Origin of the sequence: Brevundimonas diminuta, assembly GCF_039673845.1 — a bacterium.
GTDB lineage: Bacteria > Pseudomonadota > Alphaproteobacteria > Caulobacterales > Caulobacteraceae > Brevundimonas > Brevundimonas diminuta_E.
This window is the reverse complement of the sequence record NZ_JBDJMK010000002.1, coordinates 185,337-203,968: the sequence shown is the minus strand read 5'-3', so window position 1 is coordinate 203,968 and position 18,632 is coordinate 185,337. Positions and strand designations below refer to the sequence as shown.

Below are 18,632 nucleotides of genomic sequence, written 5' to 3'. Positions count from 1 at the left end.
TTACGTCAAGAAGGTCCAGTCTTTCCTGGAGGGGAAAAGCGGGACGGGAAGAAACATCGGGGAGGGATGGACCATGTCCGATCCGACTGCGTCTGCAGTGCAGGCTGACCGTTCAGATAAGAGCGGCGCCGGCAAGACAAGCCTGGCCGTGCTGGCTCTGGTGGGATTGCTGTTCGCCTATAATCTGGGCCTGAACATCACGCCGATCATCAACGGCCTGTGGACCGAGCGTCTGGGCCTGGCGCCCAGTCAGGCCGGTCTGGTCATCAGCGCCCAGTTCGCCCTGATGGCCGTCTCGACCATGCTGACGGCGCGCCTGTTGCAGAAGCTGAACATCCGGCGCGCGGCGATGATTTCGGCCGTGGCCGTCGGCGTCGCCTATATCGCCACCGGCCATGCGCAGACCCCGGCCCTTCTGGCCCTGTGCTTCGGCGCGGCGGGCGTCGGCATCGGGGTGCAGATGGCCTGTGTCGCCGCCCTGCTGTCGCGCCATGAAAACGCCGAGCGGCTGTACGCCATCGCCGTGGTCGCCGCGTCCTTCATCATCGCCGCCCTGACCATCGTCTTCGCCAGCATGGCGCCGGGTCTGTCGCTGAAGGCGCTGTTCGGCGGGCTGGCCGTCATCCCCGTCATGCAGTTCCTGCTCAGCTTCTGCATTCCGGCCGGGACCGCGCCGCAGGCGGCGGAAAAGCCCGGCGCGGCCAAGGCAGGCGCGCGCGGTTTCCCGCTGGTCATCCTGTCGATGGTCTTCATGCAGGTCGGCGGCATGGCCGTCTGGGCCTTTACCGAGCGGGTCGGCCACCATCTGGGCATTCCGACCGCCACCATCGGAACCATTCTGGCGGCCACAGCCGTCTCGGCCATCGTCGGCGCGGCCTGCGCGGCGGGCCTGTCGCGCCTGCACATGCGTCGGCCGCTGGCGGTCATCGGCCTGCTGGTGTTCGGCCTGTCGAACCTGTCGATCGTGGCGGCGGGCAATATGCCGGTCTATGCGGTGGCCCTGCTGGGTCAGGCCTTCGCCCTGACCTTCACCCTGCCCTTCCTGACGGCCATCGCCCTGGAAGAGAACGACGGCGGGCGCACGGCGGCGAACGGCACAGGGCTGGCCATGCTGCTGGGCGCCGTCAGCCCCTATGTCGCGGGCTGGATCGCCGAGAACCACGGCCTGCAATCCATCGTCCTGTTCAGCGGCGCGGCGCTGGCCGCCTCGGTCATACCGCTGCTGATGCGTCGCCGGACGCAAGGCCTGACACCGCCGGTTTCCACTCCGGCGCCAGATTCAAACGTCTGAAACAACAGATAAAAACAAGGGAGGGAAGATCAATGCATAATAAAAACAATACGCTTTTGAACGCCGCGTCCTGGGTCGCCATCGCCCTGGCCGCCAGTCTGACGGCCGGACTGGCCGCGCCCGCCGCCGCTCAGGATGCGCCGGCGCAGGACGCCTCGACACAGGGCGGGGCCGCCGCCGTGGACGACATCATCGTCACCGCCACGCGCCGCTCCGAGCGGATGCAGGACGTCGGCATCGCCGTCTCGGCCTATTCGGCGGACAAGCTGTCCGATCTGGGCGTGACCTCGGGCCGCGACCTGGTCAAGGCGACGCCGGGCCTGAACTTCACCGCCCCGACCGGCAGCAGCGGCACCGTCGTCTTCAACCTGCGCGGCGTCGGCCTGAACGACTTCGGCGTCGGCAATGAAGGCCCGGTCGCCGTCTATGTCGACGACGTCTATCAGGCGTCGATGAACTCGGGCGCATCGCCCATCTTCGACATCCAGCAGGTCGAGGTGCTGCGCGGGCCGCAGGGGACGCTGTTCGGGCGCAACGCCACCGGCGGTCTGGTCCACTTCATCACCACCCGCCCCTATGATGAGTTCGGCGGCAAGATCGACCTGCGCGCCGGGAGCGACAGCTCCTATATGGAAGGCGCCGTCAATGCGCCGCTGGGCGGCGGCTGGGCCGCGCGCCTATCCGGCGTGGTCGAGCAGGTCGACCCCTATATGAAGAACGCCGACGGCCCCGACGGCGGCGGCGTCGACCGTTCGGCCGGGCGGTTCCGTCTGGCCTATTCCGGCGCGCGCTTCGATCTGGACCTGATCGCGCGCGGCGGGCACAGCACCTCGCGTAATCAGGCGACCTTCGTGCCGACCGCGACCAACGCCGACGGCATGGGCTATGCCGTCGACATTCCCGCGCACCAGATCTTCGGCGTGCCGAACACGCCCAGCCTGTCCGTGCTGGACGACGGCGATCCCTATTCCGGCGCGGTCGATAATCCGGGGCATGACAAGCGCGACAACTTCGCCACCACCCTGCGCCTGCGGGCCGATCTGACGGACAATATCGAGTTCGTCTCGGTGAGCGACTACACCCGCAACGCCACCAACTATATCGAAGACACCGACGTCACCCCGCTGCAGATCGCCGAGATCGCGTCCGACAGCCGCACCAAACAGTATTCGCAGGAGTTCCGACTGGCCGGAACGGGCGACCGCTTCAACTGGCTGGCGGGCGCCTATTATTTCCACAACGAGGTCTGGAACGGGCGTCAGTTCAACGTCTACGCCTCGGATGCGGCCTTTGATTCCGACTTCAACCTGACGGTCGAGTCCTACGCCCTGTTCGGCGAAGCGTCGTACAAGATCACCCCGACCTGGACCGTGATCGGCGGCCTGCGCTGGACCGATGAGCGCCGGACCATCGACTTCACCCAGGACCTGTATTTCGACGTGGACGGTTCGGGCCTGTATTCGCCGACCAACTATGTCGAGCGCATCTTCGCCTTCAGCCGCGATCTGAACGGCGACGTGGCCCGCCAGAAGAACAGCCAGATGAGCGGCCGCGCCCGCATCGAGTGGCGGCCCCAGAAGGGCATTCTGGCCTATGCCTCCTATAACCGCGGGTTCAAGTCGGGCGGCTTCAACAATCCGCTGGACGCCTCGCACATCACGCCGCAGCAGATGCCCTATGAGCCCGAGACGCTGAACAGCTATGATGTCGGAGTGAAGACCGAGTGGATGAACGGCCGCATCCGCGCCAACGCCAACGCCTTCCACTATGACTACAGGGACTTCCAGGCCTTCCGCACCGAGGGGCTGAGCAGCTTCCTGTCCAACGCCGACGCCAAGATCAACGGCATCGATGTGGAACTGGCGGCCCGCGTCACGCAAGGGCTGGATATCTCGGGCGGGTTCGAGGTCCTGAGCGCCCGCGCCTATGACATCGACACGCCCACGGGCGGCAAGGCGGACCGCCGTCTGGCCAACGCCCCGCGCTTCTCGGCCAATCTGGGCGTCAACTATGAGCTGCCGGTCGGCGAGAACGCCATGCTGTTCAGCCTCAGCGGCCGCTATGTCACGTCGCAGTATTTCGACATCAACAACTCGCCGGTGGCGCAGGAAGACGGCTATGGTCTGGCCGACGCCCGCATCGCCTATCGACTGAAGGACGCGGGGCCGGAACTCTATGTCTCGGCCAGCAACCTTTTCGATAAAAGGTATCGTATGTATGCGGTCGATGTGAACGCCCTGGGCTTCTCCCAGGCGATGTACGCCGAGCCTCGCCGCATCACTGTAGGGGTCAAGGCCAGCTGGTAAGCGATCCGATACAGGATCAACCTGGATCTAAGGGGACGACATGGTGGCGGCGACACGCAGCAGATCCGATCGCGGACAGGACAAACGGTCCGATGTGGTCGCCGCCACCTTGCGCGTCATCGCGCGCGACGGACTGGACAAGGCCTCGATGCGCGCCATCGCCCAGGAACTGGGCTGCACCACCGGCGTCCTGACCCACTATTTCCGCGACAAGGAGGAAATGCTCGACGTCGTCCTGACCGAGCTGATCGCCGCCATCGAGGAACAGCGCAGCGAGTTCCACCTCGGCGAAATGGATCTGGAACGCTACATCGAATACGTCTGCGGCCTGCTGCCGAACACCGAGGCGCAGGTCCGCTGGTGGAAGGTGTGGCTGGCCTTCACCACTTCTTCCTTCGTCAAACAGCGCCAGTCGGGCGAGAACCACCGCTTCTATGAAGCCATCCGTTCCAGCTGGAGCGCGACCTTCCGCAAGCTGATCGCCGGCGGCTGCATCCGCAGCGACCTGAACCCCGAGGACGAGGCCGACCTGCTGCTGGCCGTCATCGACGGGCTGGGCGTGCAGGTGCTGATCTCCCCCGCCTATCTGACGGTCGAGCGCCAGCGCCGCCTGCTCAGAACCCATTTCAACCGCCTGAAACCCTGATCCCCGCCGACTGAAGACGCGGCGAAGGCTGCGTCAGAACGCCCCTTGGTTCAGGCAGGCTTTTTAGATCACAACTGTTATGATTTCGGAGTTGCATTCATGACCGCGTCAACCCCCGAAGGGTCCGGCTGGGACAAGGCCTTTTCCGATCATTCCCTGCCGGTCGAGGTCGCCCGCGCCGAGGGCGTCTTCATCCATGACACCCAAGGGCGGCGCTACTACGACGCCTCGGGCGGGCCGTTCGCGGTCAATATGGGCCACAGCCACCCGCGCCTTACCGAAGCGGTGCGCAGTCAGCTGGACGCCTATTGCTACGTCCACCCGATGCTGGCCAACCGACGCCGCGCCGACCTGTGCGAAAAGGTCGCCGAGGTCGCGCCCGAGGGCTTCAACGCCACCTATCTGGTGTCCGGCGGGTCGGAGGCGGTCGAGACGGCCATGAAGATCGCCCGCCAGTATCACGTGGCCCGCGGCGCCGTCGGCAAGCACAAGATCGTCAGCTGCTATGAATCCTATCACGGCATGACGCTGGCCACGATGAGCCTGTCGGGCAATCCCGGCACGACGCGCCACTATGACCCGATGACTTTCCAGTGGCCCAAGATCGCGCAATACAGCGACTATCAGAAGCCCGCCCATCTGACGCGCGACGAATGGGGCGTGCAGTCCGCGCGCGAGCTGGACAAGGTCATCCAGTTCCACGGCGCCCACGTCATCGCCGCCTTCATCGCCACTCCGCACGGCTGCGGGCCTGACTATGGCGTGGTGCCGCCCGATAGCTACTGGGCCGAGATCCGCCGCATCTGCGACGACAACGACGTCCTGTTCATCAGCGATGAAGTCGTCACCGGCTTCGGCCGCACGGGCCAGTGGTTCGGCATGGACCACTATTCGGTCAAACCCGACATCATCACCGTCGCCAAGGGTTTTTCGTCCTGTTACGTGCCGCTGGGCGGGGTGATCGTCAGCGACCGGGTCAACGCCCCCTATCGCGAGGGCGCCGCCTTCGTTCACGGCTTCACCAATGGCGGCAACGCCCTGGCCTGCGCGGTCGGCTGCGCCGTCATCGACGCCATCCGTGAAGATGATCTGCTGCAGGCCGTGCGCGACCGCAACGTCCAGCTGTTCTCATGGCGCGAGCGACTGCTGGCCCACCCGTGCGTGGCCGATGTGCGCGGCTGGGGTCTGTTCATGGTGATGGAGCTGGTCAAACCCTCTACTGAGGGCCGCGCCTTCTTCGACCCCGAGGCAGAGGCCGAACAGAAGTTCCAGCGCGCCGCACTGGACAACGGCGTCGCCCTCTATTCCACTCTCTACGGCCAGCGGCGCCGTCCGGTGCTGCAACGCGGTCTGCCGATGTGGATCGCCCCGGCCTTCGTGATTTCAGATGACGAACTGTCCGACATGATGGAGCGTGTCGACCGAACCCTCGGCCAGTGGGAAGACCAACTCGGCGTCGTGGCCTGACTTAAGGAGAGTTAAGCGATGGATTTCACCCTGACGGAACGCGAACGGTCGTTCCAGGCGCGCGTCCGGGCCTTCATGGCCGAGAAGGTGCGCCCGCGCATCGCCGCCGTCCACGCCGAGGTGGCTGAAGGCGAACGCTGGGCCGCGCCCCTGCCCTCGATCGAGGCGCTGAAGGGCGAGGCGCGCGCCGCCGGGCTGTGGAACCTGTTCATGCCGCCCGCGCCCGAAGGCATGACTGAGCCGGACGATTTCGAGTTCACGGGCGAGCGCCTGACCAACCTCGAATACGCCCTGTGCGCCGAAGAGATGGGCCGCATCGAATGGGCCAGCGAGGTCTTCAACTGTTCGGCGCCCGACACCGGCAACATGGAGGTGCTGCACCGCTACGGCACGCCGGCGCAGAAGGCGAAATGGCTGACGCCGCTGATGAACGGCGAGATCCGCTCGGCCTTCCTGATGACCGAACCGGCCGTCGCCTCGTCCGACGCCACCAATATCCAGACCGAGATCCGTCGCGACGGCGACCATTACGTCATCAACGGCCGCAAATGGTGGTCGTCCGGGGCGGGCGATCCGCGCTGTCGCATCGCCATCGTCATGGGCAAGACCGACCCGGACGCGAAGACCTATCGCCAGCAGTCGATGATCCTGGTCCCGATGGATGCGCCGGGCGTGAAGATCGAGCGGCCGCTGAGCGTCTATGGCTATGACCACGCCCCGCACGGCCACATGGAGGTCAGCCTGACCGACGTGCGCGTGCCGGTCGAGAACATCCTGCTGGGCGAAGGGCGCGGCTTCGAGATCGCGCAGGGGCGCCTGGGGCCGGGCCGCATCCACCACTGCATGCGCACCATCGGCGCGGCCGAAGAGGCGCTGGAGGCGATGGCCCGCCGCCTGATGACGCGCGTCGCCTTCGGCAAGCGGATCGGCGAGCATTCGGTCTGGGAAGAGCGCGTCGCCCGCGCCCGCATCGACATCGAGATGACGCGCCTGCTGTGCCTGAAGGCCGCCGACATGATGGACCGTGCGGGCAATAAGGCGGCCAAGGACGAGATCGCCATGATCAAGGTCCAGGCGCCGATGATGGCCCTGCGCATCATCGACGACGCCATTCAGGCCCACGGCGGCGGCGGCGTCTCCCAGGACTTTGAACTGGCGGCGGCCTGGGCGGGCATCCGCACCCTGCGCTTCGCCGACGGCCCGGACGAGGTCCACGCCCGCGCCATCGCCCGGTCCGAGTTCGCCCGCCACGCGGAGGCGGCCCGATGAGCGATCTGGACGTCGCGCGTCTGGGGCAATGGCTGGCGGGCGTCCTGCCCGCCGCGCCCGCCGACATCCGTCTGGAGAAGTTTCCCGGCGGCCAGTCGAACCCGACCTATCGGATGACGCTCGACGGCCGGGACTATGTCCTGCGCCGTCGGCCCTTCGGCCCCCTGCTTCCCTCGGCCCATGCGGTCGAGCGCGAATATCGGCTGATCAGCGCCCTGCATCCGACCGGCTTTCCCGTGCCTGCGCCGCTGGCCCTGTGTCAGGACGACGCCGTCATCGGCTCGGCCTTCTATGTGATGGAGCTGGTCGAGGGGCGCACCTTCTGGAACGGCGCCCTGCCCGACCTGTCGCCGCCTGAGCGTCGCGCCGCCTATGAGGCCATGGTCGATACCCTGGCCCAGTTGCACAGCGTCGATCCGGTCGCCGTGGGGCTGGAGGACTTCGGCCGCCCCGGCAACTATTTCGAGCGTCAGGTCGCCCGCTGGACCAAGCAGTATCGCGCCGCCCAGACCGACGACCTGCGCGAGGTCGAGCGCCTGATCGACTTCCTGCCGCGCACCGCGCCGGAACAGACCCGCACCGCCATCATCCACGGCGACTATCGCATCGACAATCTGATCTATGCGCCGGACTCCATGACGGTGCGCGCCGTGCTGGACTGGGAGCTGGCGACGCTGGGCGATCCGCTGGCCGACTTCGCGTATCTGGCGATGAACTGGATCCTGCCCGCCGACGGCCGCGCCGGTCTGAACGGGCTGGACCTTGAGGCCGCGGGCATTCCGTCGCTGGACGACATGGCCCGGCGCTATTGCGCCGCCACCGGCCGCGATGACCTGCCGGACCTGCACTGGCACTTCGCCTTCAACCTGTTCCGTCTGATCGGCATCATCCAGGGCGTGAAGAAGCGGATGCTGTCGGGCAACGCCTCCAGCGCCAAGGCCGCCGACGCCGTGGCCATGCTGGAACCCCTGACCAAGGCCGCCTGGCGTGAAGCCCGCCTGGCCGGCGCCGAAGAATAAGGACCCCTTCGCCCATGCGTATGTTTGATCTGAGCGGCAAGACCGCCATCGTCACCGGCTCGTCGCGCGGCATCGGCCGGGCCATCGCCGAGGCCCTGGCCGAGGCGGGCGCCAATGTCGTCATCTCCAGCCGCAAACAGGACGCCTGCGACGCCGTCGCCGCCGCCATCAACGAAAGCCGCGGCCGCGAACAGGCCGTGGCCATCGCCGCCAGCATCTCGGACAAGGCGGCGCTGGAAAATCTGGTCGCCCAGACGCGCGAGCGTTTCGGCGGCGTCGACATCCTGGTCTGCAACGCCGCGACCAACAGCGCCTATGGCCCGATGCTGGGGCTGGAAGACTCGCACTTCCGCAAGATTTTCGAGAACAACGTCCTGTCCAACCACTGGCTGATCAACATGGTCGCCCCCGAGATGATCGAGAAGAAGGACGGCGCCATCATCATCGTCTCGTCCATCGGCGCCCTGATCGGCTCGGACGTGATCGGCGCCTACAACATCTCCAAGGCCGCCGACCTTCAGCTGGTGCGCAATCTGTCGGTCGAGCTGGGCCGCCACAATGTGCGGGTCAACGCCATCGCGCCCGGCGTGGTCCGCACCGACTTCGCCCGCGCCCTGTGGGAAGACCCCAAGGCCGAAAAGCGCCTGCAGGGCGCCACGCCTCTGGGCCGGATCGGCGAGCCGGAAGACATCGCCGGGGCCGCCGTCTTCCTCGCCTCTCAGGCAGGCGCCTATGTCAGCGGCCATACGCTGGTGATCGACGGCGGCTCCACCGTCACCGGCACCCTGTAAGGCGCAGGCGAAGGGGGCGTTTCGGCCCGCTATGTCGTTTCGGAGGCGGCGATGCTAACCTCGTCGCCTCCCCTGTTCGACGGATGCGTGAGCCCCCCATGACGCCCCTGCCCGCCCTCGCCGCCCTGGCCCCCGAAATGACCGCCTGGCGCCGGGACATCCACGCCCACCCGGAACTGTCCGGCGAGGAATCGCGCACGGCCAGGCTGGTGTTCGAGGTGCTGGAAGGGCTGGGCCTGAAGCCCGAGGGCGGCATCGGCGGTGAAGGCGTGGTCGCCGTCGTCGAAGGGTGCGAGCCCGGCCCGTCCATCGGCCTGCGCGCCGACATGGACGCCCTGCCCATGAACGACGACAGCAACGCCCCCCACGCCTCGACAAAGCCCGGCGTCTCGCACGCCTGCGGCCACGACGGCCATACGGCGACCCTGCTGGGCGTCGCGCGCCATCTGGCCGCCAACCCGCCCCCGCGCGGCCGCGTGGTGCTGATCTTCCAACCCGCGGAAGAGACGGGTCTGGGCGCCGTCGCCATGATCAGGGACGGCCTGTTCGACCGCTATCCGTGCGACGAGGTCTATGGCTATCACAACATGCCATTGCTGCCGCTGGGCGAGGCGGCGGTCCACACCGGCCCGACCATGAACGGCTATAAGGTGTGGGAGATCGAGATTCAGGGCGTCGGCGGCCACGGCGCCGCTCCGCACAAGACGAAAGACCCCGTTCAGGCCGCCGTGCGCGTGGCCTCGGAAATCTCGTCCATCGTCGGCCGTCACGTCGACCCGATGGAGCCCGCCCTGATCACCGTGACCAAGCTTCAGGCCGGATCGTCGCACAACGTCGTGCCGCACGAAGCCAGTCTGGCGGGCACCCTGCGCGCCACCTCGTCCGAGGTGATCGAGACGATGTGGCAGAAGCTTCAGGACATCTGTGCGGGCGTCGGCGTCATGACCGGCTGCACCGTCACGGTGCGCGAGACGGCGGGCGTGCCCCCTGTCTTCAACGCCGCCGCTCAGGCCGATGTGGCGGCGGCTGCGGCGGGCGGCGTGTTCGGCGCGGACAAGGTGCATCGCGACCTGAAGCCGTATCCGTTCACCGACGACTTCGCCTACATGTTGCAGATCGCGCCGGGCGCTTACTTCTTCGTCGGCCAGGGCGGGACGATGGTCCACCAGACCGCCTATGACTTCAACGACGACCTGCTGCCGAACGTGGCCTCGGTCTTCGCCCGGATCGTCGAGGCGAAGCTGTCTTAAAGGCAGTCACAGGCGGCGGGATCAGGCGCGCAGCGTGGCCCCGCCGTCGACATACAGGTCCGTCATGGTGATGTGGGCGGCGCGGTCGGACAGCAGGAAGACCACCGCCTCGGCGATGTCTTCTGGCGTCGCCAGCTTCTGCAGCGGAATGCCCGCCTTGAACGTCTCGGGCGAGCCGGCGATGACGCGGGCGGCGCCGTCTTCGTCAGCCCACATGCCGGTCTGCATCGACGTCAGGGTCGAGCCGGGGGCGACGATGTTGCAGCGGACGCCCTTGGGTCCCAGCTCAATCCCCAGACAGCGGGTGAACATGGTCGCCGCCGCCTTGGACGCGGCATAGGCCGCCATCGCATGACGCGGCACGCCCGCCGCGTTGGAGCTGACGGTGACGAAGGCGCCCTTGCCCCTCCCGCCCATCCGGCGCGAAACCTCGCGGCCCAGGTGGAAAGGCCCGTCCGTATTGACCGCGAAGACGCGGCGCCATTCGGCGTCGGAAGTCTGATCCACCGTCACATTGGACAGGACGCCCGCGACGCTGGCCACAAAGTCGATCGGGCCGTCCTCGGCCTCGATGCGGTCGAACAGGGCCTCAACCGCCGCGCCGTCGGACACGTCGAGCGGCTCGACCCGCACGCCGTTCAGGAAGGCCAGACCCGACAGGGCCGTCGACGGCAGGTCGGTCGCCACCACGCGCGCGCCCTCCTCGACCAGCAGCCGCACCACGGCGGCGCCGATGCCGCCGCCCGCGCCCGTGACCAGGGCCAGACGGCCGGACAGTCCGCTGTCTCTCATCGTGCGGTCTCCTCGAAAGCGGTCATGCGGGCGTCCAGAGCCGGGGCGATCAGAGCCGTCGCCGCCGGGCCGGTCAGTTGCGGGTGAAGGAAGGGAACCTCGACCACGTCCAGATCGGCGGCGTAAGCGCGCCACAGGCCGGGCGTCAGGTCGCGCTCCTTGTGATCCAGCGCCGCGCGGACGTGGGTGGTGCGGCCGCCGAAAGCCTTATGATGGTGTTCACGCACCAGGCGGTTGGTGTCCAGCACCACGCGGATCACCCCGTCCAGCGCCGCCTCGGGCAGGCCGCCCAGAGCGCTGTCGCCCGCCTTCAGGAAGGCGACAATGGCCGCGCGGCTGCGCAGCTCGGGATACTGGGTCGGATCGTATCCGGCGATGGCCAGAAGGGCCCGCATGGCGTCGACCGGATCCGGGTCCGGCTCGGCGCGCCAGCACTCGGCCGGATAGGAGTCCAGCATGGCCATCAGCCCGACCTTGACGCCGCGCCGCTCCAGCTCGACCGCCGCCGCCTGGGCGATGATGCCGCCGACGGACCAGCCCGCGATGTGGACCGGACCGGGCGCGCCCAAGGCCAGAATATGATCGACATAGACGGACGCCAGCGCGTCGATCCCGTCCGGCAGGGCGTTCTGCGGGTCCAGCGCGGGCGACTGCACGCCCCACACCGTGCGGCGCGGCGACAGGGCGCGCGCCAGGGTGCGATAGCCCCACGACAGCCCCCCCGCCGGGTGGATCAGGAACAGCGGCGGCAGGGCCGCATCGCCCTCGGCCAGACGGATCAGCACGCCCAGCCCGTTGTCGAAGTCCAGCGCCTCGGCGTCGATCAGGGCGGCCAGTTCAGCCACGCGCGGCCGGTCGAACAGAGCGCCCAGCCCCGGATCGCGCCCCAGCCGCTCGCGGATCAGCATCATCAGATGCACCGCCAGCAGGGAGTCGCCGCCCAGCGTGAAGAAGTCGTCGTCGGCGCCCGCCGGTTCGGCCCGGCCCAGCGTCTCGGCGAACAGTTCGGCGATGATTTTCTCGGTCGGCGTCTCGGCCGCACGGCCTGCAGCAGCCTCGAACACCGGGGCAGGCAACGCCTTGCGGTCCAGCTTGCCGTTGGAGGTCGTCGGCAGGGCGTCCAGCGCCACGATGGCGGCAGGCACCATGTAGTCGGGCAGGCGCGCGGCCAGTTTCGCCTTCAGGGCGGCGGGGTCATAGCCCTCGGCCGGGACCAGATAGGCGACCAGACGGCGCTCGCCGGGGCGGTCTTCGCGCGCCAGCACCACCGTCTCGCGCGCCAGACCGCTGGCGATGACGGCGGCTTCGATCTCGCCCAGTTCGATGCGCAGGCCGCGGATCTTCACCTGATGGTCGCTGCGGCCCAGATAGACCACCGCGCCGTCGGCCCGCCTGCGCGCCACGTCGCCGGTGCGATACAGGCGCTGGCCCGGATGGTGCGGGTCGGGGATGAAGCGGTCCTCGGTCAGGTCGGGCCGGTTCAGATAACCGCGCGCCAGCTGCACCCCGCCCAGATGCAGATGGCCGCCCATGCCGGGCGCCACGGGGCGCAGGCGCTCGTCCAGAATGACCAGCCGCGTGTTCCATACCGGCCAGCCGATCGGCATGGGGCGGGACGTATCGTCCGGCCCGGCGGCCCAATAGCTGACGTCCACCGCCGCCTCGGTCGGGCCGTAGAGGTTGTGCAGTTCGGCGCTCACCGTCTGGTGGAAACGGTCGCGCAGCTCGGCGGGCAGTTCCTCTCCGCTGCAGAAGACGTGGGCGACCGCGATTCCCTTGGCCGCCGGGTCGGCCAGAAAGGCCGACAGCATGGAGGGGACGAAGTGCAGATCGGTGATCGCATGGCGGCGGATCAGCCCGGCGATAGCCGCCGGATCGCGGTGCGCGCCGGGCGGGGCCACGACCAGTTCGCCGCCCGAAATCAGGGCCAGGAAGAACTCCCATACCGACACGTCGAAGGTGGCGGGTGTCTTCTGCAGGATGCGGGTCTGGGCGCCGATGCCGTACTCGGCCTGCATCCACAGCAGGCGATTGACGATGGCGCGATGCTCGACCAGCACCCCCTTGGGATCGCCGGTCGACCCCGAGGTGTAGATGACATAGGCGGCGTCCTCGCCCGCCTGATAGACGACCGGCGACGCGCACTCCAGGGGCCACTCAGCGGGCGCGAGCAGGGTTTCGCCAAACGCGCCGCCGATGTCTTCATGAGCCAGCACGACGCCCGGCCCGGCGGCGCGGACGATGGCGGCGATGCGCTCGGCCGGATGCTCCAGATCCAGCGGCAGATAGGCGCCGCCTGCGCGCAGGGTCGCGACGAGCGCGATGACCAGTTCCAGCGAACGCGGCAGGGCTACGGCGACGAGGCTTTCACGCCCCACGCCGCGCGCCGCCAGCGACGAGGCCAGCCCCGCCGTGCGGCGGTCCAGCTCGGCGTAGGTCAGGGTCTGCTCGCCGAAGGTCAGCGCTGGGGCGTCCGGCGTCGCCTTTATCGCCGCCTCCAGCAGGGCCGTCAGCGTCGTGTCGGGCACCGGATGGGCGGTGGCGTTGAAGGCTTCCAGTTCGCGCGCGGCTTCGCCCGGCGTGGCGATGGGAACCTCGCCCAGCGTCTCGGCGTCCAGCGCGTTCGTCAGGAAGGCGGCCAGACGCTCTGCGTGGGCGGCAGCCTCCTCCAGCGTGTAGAGGTCGGGGTTGGCGTCGACCTCCAACGTCAGGGCCGGGGCGGCGTCGCCACGGAAGGTGAAGCTGATGTCGTCCACCGGGCCGGTGCCCAGCACCTTCAGCGTCGTGTCCAGCCCGGCAAAGCGCGGCGGCAGGTCGAACGGCAGGACGTTGACCAGCGGCCCATACAGACGCCGCGCCCCGCCGATCAGGCCCAGGTCGCGCCGCAGTTGCTCGCTGCGGTAACGGCCGTGGCGGCGGGTCTTGATCAGAGCCTTGGAGGCCGCGATCAGCTGTTCGTCCAGCGGCGCGTCCTCGTCCAGCGTCAGGCGCAGCGGCGGGACGTTCATGATCATGGCCGGCGTGCGCGCCGAGGCGCTGCCCATACGGCCCATCCACGGCACGCCGATCACGGCCTCTTCCGCGCCCGAGAAACGGCGGACATAGGCGGCGCCGATGGCCGTCAGCACGTCGGGCCAGGACAGGCGCCCGGCGTCGGCGCGGGCGCGCAGGCGGGCCGTGACCTCAGGCGGCAGGGCGCGCTCGATGCGATGGAAGCGGTGGGCGGTCGTGGCCTTGCCGGGCGCCAGGGAGGCGACCTCGGGCGCGTCGCCCATGATGTCGCGCCAGTAGGCGGCGTCGGCCGTGCGCTTGTCCGAGGCGCGATAGGCGGCGTCTTCGTCCCACACCTTGGCGATGGGGTTGAAGACCGGGCCGGGCGCCGGGCCGCCGCGCGCGGCGTTGTAGAGTTCCGCCACGCGGTTGGTCAACAGGGCCATGCCGAAGCCGTCGGTGGCCAGATGGTGAACGCGCAGGCTCCAAAGGAAGCGTTGCGGCCCCATGCGGAACAGGATGTTGGCGGCCAGCGGATCGCGCGTCGGGTCCAGCGGCGTCTCATGGTCGCGGCGCATGGCGGCCATGGCCTCAGCGACCGGATCGGCGGAGGCGGACACGTCCACGATTTGAAGCAGCGGCCGATGGGTCGGGTCGAGGGTTTGGACGACCTCGCCGTTCTTCTCGACGAAACGCAGCGACAGGGCCTCGGCCTCGGCGGCGGTCTGATCGACAGCGGCGCGGAAGGCTTCAACGTCCAGATCGCCCCGGATGTCGAGATAGTGGGCCGTGTTGAAGATCGGATTGGCCGGGTCCAGCCTCTGGGCGAACCACAGGCCGGATTGAGCTTCCGTCAGCGGGTATTCCAGCGCCGCCGCCATGCGTCCGTCGTCCATGATGTCAGGTCAGGCGTCGTGACCGGCGGCGCGCAGGCGCGCCTGAACCACGCTCCACCAGCCTGCGAGCGTGGTGTGTTCGGCCAGTTCGCTGAACTCCAGCGGCACGGCCTCGCTCCACGCCAGCGACAGGTTGAGGGCGCGCAAGGAATCGACGCCCAGGTCCATCAGATTGTCGTCGTCCAGAATGGAGTCCGGCGTTTCGTGCAGCACGGCGGCGACATCGGCGCGCATCCGTTCCAGCGTCAGATCCTGCGGGGTCAGCTTGGTCATGTCAGTCGTTCCAGAACGCGCGCCGTCGAAAGGGCCACGGCGCAGGTGTCGGCGGCCCAGGCCACTGCGCCCATATGCTTGTCGCGCGAGAAGTCGCCAAGCGCATCGGCGACGAAGAAGGGTTCAATGTCGCGCTGAAACGCCTCGGCGGCCGTCAGCTGACAGCCGATGTGGGCGTAGACGCCGCAGACGATCAGCTGGTCCCGCCCCCGCACGCGCATCAGCGTCTCGAGGTTGCTGCGCTGAAAGGCGCTGTAGCGGTGCTTGACCAGAGGGAAGTCGCCCGGCGCCGGGGCCAGTTCGGGCAAAATCTCTTCGTGCTCGGGCGCGCGGCTCATGCCCGGCCCCCACAGGTCGGCTTGAAGACCCCGGTCGCGGCGATCCTGATCGCCATGCTGGGCGGTATAGAAGACCGGAACGCCCGCCGCCCGCGCCGCCGCGATCAGGCGGGCGATGTTGGCGATCAGGCCGGGCAGCGGCTCGGCGCCCGGCGCATAGGGGCGCATGAAATAGCGCTGCATGTCGTGGACCAGCAGGGCGGCGCGATCCCGCTCCAGCGTCCACTGGGCGCGCGAAGCGGGGATATCCGCCTCGGTCGGCAGGGCGTAGGCCGGGACGGTGGGGAGGCCTTTGCCAGATTCTTCAGAGGATGCGCTCACGCCTTGCCCTCGTCTTCCAGAATGCGCTGGCGAAGCGCCGCGCGCAGTTCGCGGCGGCTGACCTTGCCCACAGCGGTCACGGCGAAGTCGTCGACGAAGACGATCTGGTCCGGAACCTTGAAGTCGGCGATGTCGCGCTTGCGCATCCAGGCCTTCAGCTCGACGCCGCGCGGCGGGGCGCCGTTGGGGATGACGAAGGCGCAGATCCTCTCGCCCAGATAGTCGTCGGGCACCGACACCACGGCGGCGTCGAACACGGCCGGGTGGGCCAGCAGATGATCCTCGACCTCCTCGGCCGAGATTTTCTCGCCCGCGCGGTTGATGTGGTCGGTGGCCCGGCCCATGACCACGAGGTAGCCCTCGGGCGTGCGGCGCACCACGTCGCCGGTGCGATAGAAGCCGTCGTCGGTGAAGGACCGCGCATTGGCCGCCGGTTCGTTGTGATAGGCCCGGATCGTATAGGGCCCGCGCGTCAGCAGATTGCCCGGCTCGCCCTCGGCCACCGGCGCGCCCGCGTCGTCGACGATCATGATTTCATCATCGGGGCTGATGGGGCGTCCTTGCGTCTCGACGATCAGGCTCTCGGGGTCGTCCAGCCGGGTGTAGTTGACCAGCCCCTCGGCCATGCCGAACACCTGTTGCAGGGTGCAGCCCAGTTCGGCGCGCACGCGCCGCGCCGCCTCGGGCAGGAACTTGGCCCCGCCGACCAGCAGCACCTGAAGGCTGGACAGGTCGTGGGTCTTCTTGGCCGCCGCCTGCATCCACAGCAGGGCCAGAGGCGGCACCACGCCGGTGATCGTCACCCCCTCGCGCTCGATCAGGGGAAAGCAGACGTCCGGCGACGGCGAGGGCGCCATCACCACCGTCGCCCCGACATAGAGGGCGCCCAGATAGCCGGGCGAGCTCATCGGGAAATTATGCGCGGCGGGCAGAGCCGTCATATAGACGCTCTCCGGCTCCAGCCCCGAGATGTCGGCGCTTTCACGCACGCTGTAGAGATAGTCGTCGTGGGTGCGCGGGATCAGCTTGGACAGGCCGGTCGACCCGCCCGAAATCTGCAGGAAGGCCACGTCGGACGGATCGACATCATCCGTCGGCAGGGAGGCCGGATCAGAGCGGAAACCGTCGAAGGAGGCGAACTCTTCGGCCTCGCCCACCACGACCACATGGCGCAGGTTCGGAACCTCGGCCTGAACGGCGCGGGCCAGGGCGCGATAGTCGAAGCCTTCATGCCGGTCAGCCACCACATAGGCCGAGGCCTCGGCCCGCGTCAGGAAGTGGACGATCTCGCTGGAACGGTGCGCGGGCAGCGCATAGACGGGGATCAGCTTGGCCCGGAACAGGCCGAACACCACGCTGAGGAACTCGGGCAGATTGGGCAGTTGCACCACCACCCGGTCGCCGGGCTTCAGCCCAAGCGCCAGGAAACCGGCGGCGGCCGTCTCGGCCTTTTCCAGCAGTTCGCCATAGGTCCAGCGCTTGTCCATGCCGACCACGGCGACGGCGTCGCCCTGCGCCTCTGCGCGGCTGCGCAGCAGTTGGGAGAAGGTCTCGCCGCGCCAATAGCCCTTGGCCCGATAACGCGCCGCCATGTCGTCCGGCCAGATCTGTTGCAGGGGAATCATACGCTCGCCTCATCCACGCCCAGGGCGCGCAGGACGGCCTGGAACTTACCTGACGTCTCGTCCGCCTCGGCGGCGGGGTCGGAGCCTTCGACAATGCCCGCCCCGGCATAGAGACGCGCCTGATCGCCGCACGTCTCGGCGCAGCGCAGCGAGACGTACCACGCCCCGTCGCCGAAGGCGTTGGTCCAGCCCACGGCCCCGGCATAAAAGGCCCGGTCATAGCCTTCAAGCGCGTGGATCATCTCGGCCGCCCGGTCGCGCGGCGAGCCGCAGACGGCAGGCGTCGGATGCAGCAGGGCGGCCAGTTCGGCGGCGGAGGTTTCATCGGGACGATGCAGCCGCCCCTCGATACGGGTGCCCAGGTGCCACATGGTCCGGGTCGAGACGAGGGCCGGTCCCGGAGGCGCGCGCAGGTCGCTGCACCAGGGCGCCAGCAGGTCCATGATGGCCTCGACCACCAGGGCGTGCTCGCGGCGATCCTTGTCGGAGGACAGCAGGCTCTGCGCCGCCGCCTCGTCCTGCACCACGTCGGTGCTGCGGCGGGCCGATCCGGCCAGCGGGTGAGAAAAGACGGCCGGGCCGCGCTTGGACGCCAGCAGTTCCGGCGTGGCGCCGACCAGACGGCGCATGGCGCCGCCCTGTCCAGTTTGTTGGCCCTCGCCCAGCGGCGTCAGGAAACGGGCGGCGGTCGGGTCGGCCTTCAGGTCGCGCCACAGGGCGAAGGGGTCGATCGCGCCGTCGCCCTGAACCTTCAGGCTGCGCGACAGCACCACCTTGTCGACCGGCTCGGCGCCGCCCTGAGAGGCGCGCATGGCCTCAAGCGCCTGCGTCACCGCCGCCTCATAGGCCGCGCGCGACGGCTCGGGCGTCAGGGCGCGGATCGCGGGCCGGTGCGCGCCCGAAGGCATGTCCCAGATGCGGTTGGCCGCCCGCTCGGGCAGGAACAGGCAGTCGTCGGCGCGGCGGTCGAACGGCAGGGCGCCGACCAGCAGGCGCGGCGACGGCTCATCGGTTTCGGGGGCGACCGGCAGATCGGCGAAGAAACCGCGCACCCGCGCGCCCAGCGTCGCCGCCGGTCCCGGCGTCAGGCGCTGCTTCAGGCCCGTGGTGAACAGCCGCAGTTCCGGCGTGCTGAGTCCGAACGCCCAATCCATCTCATTCTTCGGCGCAGCGGCCTCATGGCGTTCGGATACGCTTTTGCCGCCGATCTGAACCGACAGATCGGGCGCGCCCCAGAACTCCGCTACTCTCGACTCCATGACGATCCCTGTCGCGCTCAAGCTGTTGCATATCATTCGCAACAACCGGCCTATAGCCGAGCAACCTTCGCGTTGTCTTGCGGCGAGATTAATTCCAA

At 68.4% G+C, this 18,632-nt stretch carries 14 protein-coding genes; 8 read left to right on the top strand and 6 right to left on the bottom strand.

Annotation, left to right across the window (positions count from 1 at the left end; translation table 11 throughout):
* Positions 1-73: 73 nt before the first annotated feature.
* The 8 genes from ABE454_RS02915 (at position 74) to ABE454_RS02880 (ending at position 10,039) form a co-directional block, all read left to right on the top strand.
* A complete protein-coding gene (locus ABE454_RS02915) occupies positions 74-1,291 on the top strand; it encodes an MFS transporter (protein WP_346528866.1) in 1,218 nt (405 codons plus the stop codon).
* 32 nt (positions 1,292-1,323) lie between these two features.
* Entirely contained in the window at positions 1,324-3,597 is a 2,274-nt protein-coding gene (locus ABE454_RS02910) for a TonB-dependent receptor (RefSeq protein WP_346528863.1), read from the top strand.
* A gap of 40 nt (positions 3,598-3,637) precedes the next feature.
* The gene (locus tag ABE454_RS02905) at positions 3,638-4,243 is read left to right on the top strand and encodes a TetR/AcrR family transcriptional regulator (protein WP_346528861.1); all 606 of its coding nucleotides are present in this window, start codon (positions 3,638-3,640) and stop codon (positions 4,241-4,243) included.
* Positions 4,244-4,342: 99 nt separating this feature from the next.
* Positions 4,343-5,710: an aspartate aminotransferase family protein gene (locus tag ABE454_RS02900; RefSeq protein ID WP_346528859.1), complete on the top strand. Its 1,368-nt coding sequence runs from the start codon at positions 4,343-4,345 to the stop codon at positions 5,708-5,710.
* An 18-nt stretch (positions 5,711-5,728) separates the two neighbouring features.
* Entirely contained in the window at positions 5,729-6,979 is a 1,251-nt protein-coding gene (locus ABE454_RS02895; protein WP_346528858.1) for an acyl-CoA dehydrogenase family protein, read from the top strand.
* Positions 6,976-7,998: a phosphotransferase family protein gene (locus ABE454_RS02890; protein ID WP_346528855.1), complete on the top strand. Its 1,023-nt coding sequence runs from the start codon at positions 6,976-6,978 to the stop codon at positions 7,996-7,998. Before ABE454_RS02895 ends, ABE454_RS02890 begins: the two co-directional genes overlap by 4 nt.
* A 14-nt stretch (positions 7,999-8,012) precedes the next feature.
* Positions 8,013-8,789, top strand: a complete 777-nt coding sequence (locus ABE454_RS02885) for an SDR family oxidoreductase (protein ID WP_346528852.1) — start codon at positions 8,013-8,015, stop codon at positions 8,787-8,789.
* A gap of 98 nt (positions 8,790-8,887) precedes the next feature.
* Positions 8,888-10,039 (top strand): amidohydrolase, encoded by a 1,152-nt coding sequence (locus tag ABE454_RS02880; protein WP_346528849.1) that lies wholly within the window; start codon positions 8,888-8,890, stop codon positions 10,037-10,039.
* Positions 10,040-10,060: 21 nt separating this feature from the next.
* On the opposite strand, the gene ABE454_RS02875 is transcribed toward ABE454_RS02880, so the two are convergent.
* The 6 genes from ABE454_RS02875 to ABE454_RS02850 are packed head-to-tail and all read right to left on the bottom strand — an operon-like array spanning position 10,061 to position 18,555.
* Complete coding sequence (locus tag ABE454_RS02875) at positions 10,061-10,831, bottom strand: 2,3-dihydro-2,3-dihydroxybenzoate dehydrogenase (RefSeq protein WP_346528846.1); 771 nt, start codon at positions 10,829-10,831, stop codon at positions 10,061-10,063.
* Positions 10,828-14,718, bottom strand: a complete 3,891-nt coding sequence (locus tag ABE454_RS02870) for an amino acid adenylation domain-containing protein (protein WP_346528845.1) — start codon at positions 14,716-14,718, stop codon at positions 10,828-10,830. The genes ABE454_RS02875 and ABE454_RS02870 overlap by 4 nt, the downstream gene beginning before the upstream one ends.
* A 9-nt stretch (positions 14,719-14,727) precedes the next feature.
* Positions 14,728-14,991: a phosphopantetheine-binding protein gene (locus ABE454_RS02865; RefSeq protein WP_024353927.1), complete on the bottom strand. Its 264-nt coding sequence runs from the start codon at positions 14,989-14,991 to the stop codon at positions 14,728-14,730.
* The gene (locus ABE454_RS02860; protein WP_346528844.1) at positions 14,988-15,650 is read right to left on the bottom strand and encodes an isochorismatase family protein; all 663 of its coding nucleotides are present in this window, start codon (positions 15,648-15,650) and stop codon (positions 14,988-14,990) included. The genes ABE454_RS02865 and ABE454_RS02860 overlap by 4 nt, the downstream gene beginning before the upstream one ends.
* Positions 15,647-17,275 (bottom strand): (2,3-dihydroxybenzoyl)adenylate synthase, encoded by a 1,629-nt coding sequence (locus ABE454_RS02855; RefSeq protein WP_346528841.1) that lies wholly within the window; start codon positions 17,273-17,275, stop codon positions 15,647-15,649. The genes ABE454_RS02860 and ABE454_RS02855 overlap by 4 nt, the downstream gene beginning before the upstream one ends.
* Complete coding sequence (locus ABE454_RS02850) at positions 17,272-18,555, bottom strand: isochorismate synthase (protein ID WP_346528839.1); 1,284 nt, start codon at positions 18,553-18,555, stop codon at positions 17,272-17,274. The genes ABE454_RS02855 and ABE454_RS02850 overlap by 4 nt, the downstream gene beginning before the upstream one ends.
* Positions 18,556-18,632: the final 77 nt, after the last annotated feature.